Source organism: Candidatus Stygibacter australis, assembly GCA_030765845.1.
Lineage (GTDB): Bacteria > Cloacimonadota > Cloacimonadia > Cloacimonadales > TCS61 > Stygibacter > Stygibacter australis.
Map to the genome: position 1 here is coordinate 1 of JAVCDJ010000127.1, position 5923 is coordinate 5923.

General features: G+C 37.1%; 3 protein-coding genes. All 3 read left to right on the plus strand.

What is annotated here, in order from left to right; genetic code table 11:
- The first annotated feature begins 246 nt into the window (after nucleotides 1-246).
- Complete coding sequence (locus RAO94_06500; GenBank protein MDP8321982.1) at nucleotides 247-2430, plus strand: FlgD immunoglobulin-like domain containing protein; 2184 nt, start codon at nucleotides 247-249, stop codon at nucleotides 2428-2430.
- Nucleotides 2431-2638: 208 nt separating this feature from the next.
- Nucleotides 2639-5146 (plus strand): T9SS type A sorting domain-containing protein, encoded by a 2508-nt coding sequence (locus RAO94_06505; protein MDP8321983.1) that lies wholly within the window; start codon nucleotides 2639-2641, stop codon nucleotides 5144-5146.
- 9 nt (nucleotides 5147-5155) lie between these two features.
- The coding region (locus RAO94_06510; protein MDP8321984.1) for a C25 family peptidase propeptide domain-containing protein at nucleotides 5156-5923 on the plus strand (768 nt) is incomplete at its 3' end.

Sequence of the window (5923 nt, forward strand, 5' to 3'; positions counted from 1 at the left end):
TGTGCAGATGAAAGCAGGAGAGCAGCAATTAATGCTAAAGGCTGTGCTTTTGAAATAGAGGTATTTGAAAGAAAGAATGAAATATATAGATGAAGAGGAGTAAAAATGGGGGTAAGGTTGAATGATGTAACTATATATATATATATATAGTTAAGGTATTAGGTGGATATCGCTCTGGTTTTACTTAAGTAGAGGCATTGGGTTTTATTGGATAAATAATCTAACATACTTAAGTAAGGAGGAAAAATGAAAAAGTATGTATTTATAGCTTGTTTTACACTGATGGCAATCAGTGCCTATACATGTGATATGGCTGCTGCAGTAGCAACCGATGAAGGTACATTGGATTGGAGTTATTCACCTCAATGGCATTATTGTACATTACTCAATACTGGTTTAAACTCGTGTCCACATGATGATGGCAGGGGTGTAACCTTTCATAATACTACACCTCCTGATGATATCTATTCATATCGAGTTAATAGTGGAGATGATTTGAATTACTATAATATATCTGAATATTATACAACTTCAACAGTAATGCTTAATCATGCCAGAATTACTACAGATGTTAATCATGAAGAAACTGCATATCATCCCTTTGTGTGGGATTCTCGCACTGATAGCAAAGTATATACATTCATGCATAATGGAGGAGTTACTATCAGTAATCTTGAAACACTGTTAGAAGAGGGGGCAGATGATGACTGGCTTAATGATGCTTTTGACCATCTTCATGATAATGATCACAATATTGAAATCTCATCTGTTAATGATATAATTGATTCTGAATATTTCTTTTACTGGTTGATCAAAAACATTGAAGCAAATCGGAATATATTGAAAGGTCTTGAACAAGCTCTTTATAAATTAGATCAGATTGAAAGCGAGCATAGTTGGAGAAATTTTATGTTCAGTGATGGAGATGATCTATATATCTATAAAAGAGGTGTGATAGACAATGAAGACCCTGATGATTATGAACATCGTATATTTTATGGAGAGGTAGTATTTCATCCAAATCCATATGTTTCTGAATATCCCGGTGCTTATCTTGCCGTTACCCAGAATGTTTCTTTAGATTATGATGGTCCTTCTGTGGATTATTTCGATCCAATACCCTCAGCAAATGAACTTGATGATGCTGAGCTTGTTGTAATTGAAAGTGATGGTACTATTACTTCTTACAGTAATTTTGGTTATTACAATTCTGACCATGATTATATTCCAGAAGTATCATATTTATCAGTAAATGGCGTTAACTGGAAATGTTTCCCAGTGGATTATACAGATTTGGATGCCCAAGTTCAATTGGATGAGACGGAGGATTACGTTCCCATTCTTTACGAAAGTGCTCAGCTTTATTATAACTGGAATGATATGCAAGATTATGATCTGGAATACATAAAGGGTTACAAACTAAATCTCAGCAATATTGGAGGTTTTGGATTATTGCAATATTATTTAGATGGCGTCCACGTACTGGAAGATCATGAAATTCCTTTATCTTCTTCAGAAAGTCGTTTCTGGATCCCGTATTTCGTGCATGGCAGCGCTAGCGTATATGATGCTTTTGAAGAGATCATTGATGATGCAACGTTTATTCAGGGTCAATACTGGACAATGTCAAGAAAAAACACCTCATCAAGCTGGACTGCAGCTATTGATCCGGGAAAGAGTCTGACGTGCTATTATGGCAAAATGTATGATGTAATCTTAGCTACTGGGCATCCTACGGTGATGGATTATTATGATATTTTGGGATATGAAGAATTAGAAGAATATATCCCACCCGAAACTGAGTATTATCAGTATGAAGAAGAACTGGAATATGAAGCTATTCTGATAGACACAATAGTAAGCAATGAACAGATAGAGGAAGTGGCAGTATATGAAAATGGAGAGTGCATTGGAGCCAGTGTATTTATGGGATATCCTGTATTTATCAGAGCTTTTACTTCTGAATTGAACCGCAGTCCAGAGCCTTTGGAATTCAGAATATTTACTGGTGGCAGGTCTGAACCGGAAGTTAACTATCGGGTTTATGATGAGGATTTTGCCTTGTATCGCGATGAAGATGTCTATCCTCGGGAAAATGTTATCACGCGAGTATGTCTGGGAGAAAAAGGTGAAGCTATGCCAGTGATGGATGATACTATAGTTCACACTAAGCAATATCCTGATCCTTTCAATCCCGAAACAGCGATCGAATATTCAATTCCTGAGAGCGGAAATGTTACTATAGATGTCTATAACATCAGGGGGCAGAAGGTGAAAAGCCTGGTATCTTCTGAACAATCAGCAGGATTGCACAAAGTTATCTGGAACGGTACAGATGAAAGAGGCAAAAGAGCTGCTTCTGGAATGTATTTTTATGAACTTAAATATCAGGGTCAAAGCATTAGAGAAAAGATGCTGATGATGAAATAGTTCTGTCAATTTTAAATTTTGAATTTTGAATGAAATGTAATGTGATCCAGAGCTGGGATGGACCGGAATTTGCGTATCCAGACCATCCTGGTCTGGATTAAAATCAATCAGAGCTGGTCATCCTTCGCTTACGCTATGCAAGACTATGGATGATTTTCAAAAGCTCTGGATACGCAATGAATTGGGATAAATTTGCTTAGGAGATATAATGAGAAAATGTATTTTATTATTACTTGTACTTTTACCTTTATTGTCAGAAGCTTTTGTGTGGGAAATTGCTCAAGATGGCAGTGGTGATTTCAGTGAAATACAGACGGCAATAGATATTGTAGAAAGTGGAGACACTCTTTTAGTACATCCTGGCACATATTATGAGAATATCCTGATATTTTACAAAGACATTCACCTAATGAGCCTATATGCTGTTACTCAAGATACCAGTTATATCCATACGACAATATTGGATGGCAGTCATACCTCGAATGTGGTTTATTACTACTACCCACCAGAGAGTGTATCACTGACCGGATTTACTATTATCAACGGATACAGTCGCACAGGCATAGAAAATTGTTTTCACCATGGTGCAGGTGTAATATTTTTTGGCGATGAACTGGAAATTTCGCATTGTATTATTGAACATAATTATTCAGAATATAGAGCTGGTGGAGTTTACATTGCAGATGGTTCACTTTACCTGAAAGGTACTATAATAAGATATAATGTAGGTGTAGATAGTGGAGGGGGATTAGCTTTCGGAAACGATGGAATTTTATTTGATTCTGAAGATTTAAATAGTATCTATTGTAATTATGCAAGATTAGGATCAGATATATACATATCTGTAGATTCTGATTACAGCTATAATTTTCCAATGCAGAGAGGTACCTCATTACCTCCTAACAGACAATATTTTTATGACGGATACAATGATGATGATATGTTTAATGTGAGTTATGATGAAGTCTATATTACAGAAACCTGTCAGGAAGTTTATGTTTCACCGGATGGAGACAACAGTAATGATGGTATTTCTTCTGAAAGTCCTTTAAAGAACATCTGGTATGCTACTTTGAAATGCGAAGGAGATGTAGAGAATCCAGGAATAATCCACATAGCTGCCGGTACATATTCTCGCAGCAGTAATGATGAACTACCCGTGACAGGCTTGAAATCTAATATGTATGTAATCGGCAGCGGTTCTGATTGCACAATATTAGATCGTGAAAATGAATCAGGTGTGTTTGGGGTCTTGAAAAAGGAAAATAACCAAATAGAAGGATTCACTATTTGTAATGATTCCGGTGAATTTACAATTCATAATCTGGATTTTTGTGGATATAATATGTCTGGTTCAGCAGAGGTCGAAGATATTGTCTGTGAAAATAATTCATGCAATGCAATTAGTGTAATTAATTATGATATTTTTGAGCTTAACAATGTTGGAATCTATGACAATTCCAGCCTATGTAATACTATACAGATGAGTTCTATCTATAGGGCTGAACTAAAAAATCTAAAAATAAAGGGCGGTTACCCTTTAATAGAAGAGGGTACCGGAGATATTTTAGGTGGTTTTGGAATAATAGTTGTTAATGGGAACAATATTCAAGAACCGTTGGATTATTACTTCGAGAATGTATGTATTACTGATCTTGATAGCCACGTTTATCAAGCATGTCTGCCCTTTGGCTATGCAATTAATGGTGATGATGACTTTCTTAATTTGTTTCTAATAAATTCAACAATTAGTGGTAATATAACCAATAATAATTCACTTTGTGCATTGGGTGCAAACAATGGTGCTAATCTTTATATTTATAACTCTATTGTATATAATAATGAATACCATAGTTTATTGATTGGGGGAAATGCTACAGCAGGTGAAACATATATTGGCGTGACCCATTCCTTAGTTGAAGGTGGTTTTGATGATATGGTAGATTTGGGGGGTGACTGGACGGCTGAGTGGCTGGAAGGTAATCTGGATATAGACGAGAACCCTGAATATTGTGGAGTAGGTAAGAGTGAATTTAGCCTGCAAAATGATTCTCCCTGCATTGATAGTGGCACGCTGACAGGTTTACCGGAAGGTTATGAACTGTGCGAAACTGATCTGGCAGGCAATCCGCGTGTTTATGGAGATGGCATTGATATGGGTTGCTACGAATGGCAGGGCACGGAATGTGATTTTGACTGGGAACAGGAGCAAAGCAGTGTGTCATTTTCAGTAATCAGTAATGAAGAGATATATGATATTGGCTGGGATTTTGAATGTGATGAAGAGATAGACAGTTATGAATTGAATCCTACCCATATATACACAGAGAATGGCACTTATAGCGTGGGAGTTTATATCAATGAAGGTAGAGGTGGCAGAAAATATGAAACCTGCCTCACAATTACCACAGTAGGTATTATCGAAGAGGAAATAGCAAATGCTCCTCTAAGCTGCCGCAACTATCCTAATCCATTTAATCCACGCACAACTATTGAATTTGACCTGCCGGCTAAGGGTGAAGTGACACTGGCTGTTTATGATATTAAAGGCAGAAAAGTGAAAGAGATGTTAAATGCTGTACTGGAGACTGGGAAGCATTCCTTCATCTGGAATGGCAGAAATGATGATGATCTTGAAGCAGCCTCTGGCATTTATTTCTATGAAATTAAATGGGCTGGACAAAAAATCAGGAATAAAATTAATTTATTAAAATAAGGGAAAACGATGAAGAGAATTAGTTTGTTTTTACTGGTAATGTTATGGGGTTTGTTTTTATGGGGCAGGGCAACCGGCGAAGAGCTGGACAGGGGATCATTGATCAAATATGAGCAGGTAGAGACAGGCAGAATAAATCTGGAATTTTATCTGGAAGAGTTTGAAGAACAGGAATTGCAGTCCTATGGTAGATTGTTGGCAATACCTGCTGAAGGGACTGTGAGTTTTGAGATAACTTCTTTTGAACATGAATCACGAAATAAGATGATGAGCATTCAGAGCGAATTACCTGCTGAGATAGTAAGTATAGGTGATCCAGTGATCATGCGGGATGTAAGGTTGGTGAGGGTAACATTTTGTCCATATCAGTATGATGCGGAGCGGGGTTTGCTCAATATTTACAATGCTATAAAAGTGGAAATTTCAGTTTCAGGTAAAGGAGGGATAAACAGCAAGACATCGAGCAGGAAATCTTCCCGGGCCTTTGATAAGCTATATCAATCAGTGATATTGAATAAATCAGACCAGGGATGGTCTGGGTACGCAAATAATGCCGAGGAACGAGGACTGCGCGATGAATTTCAAAGACCTTCTCTGTTGATAATATATCCTGATTATCCCAGTGTGGCAGAGAATATGGGATATTTGCGTGACTGGAAGGAGCAGAAGGGTTTTGAAGTAAATATGGCATGTACAGGAGATATTGGCAATTCGAATATTGCGATAAAGGCATATATCCAGGATGCTTATGATAACTGGGAAAATCCTCCGGAGTAT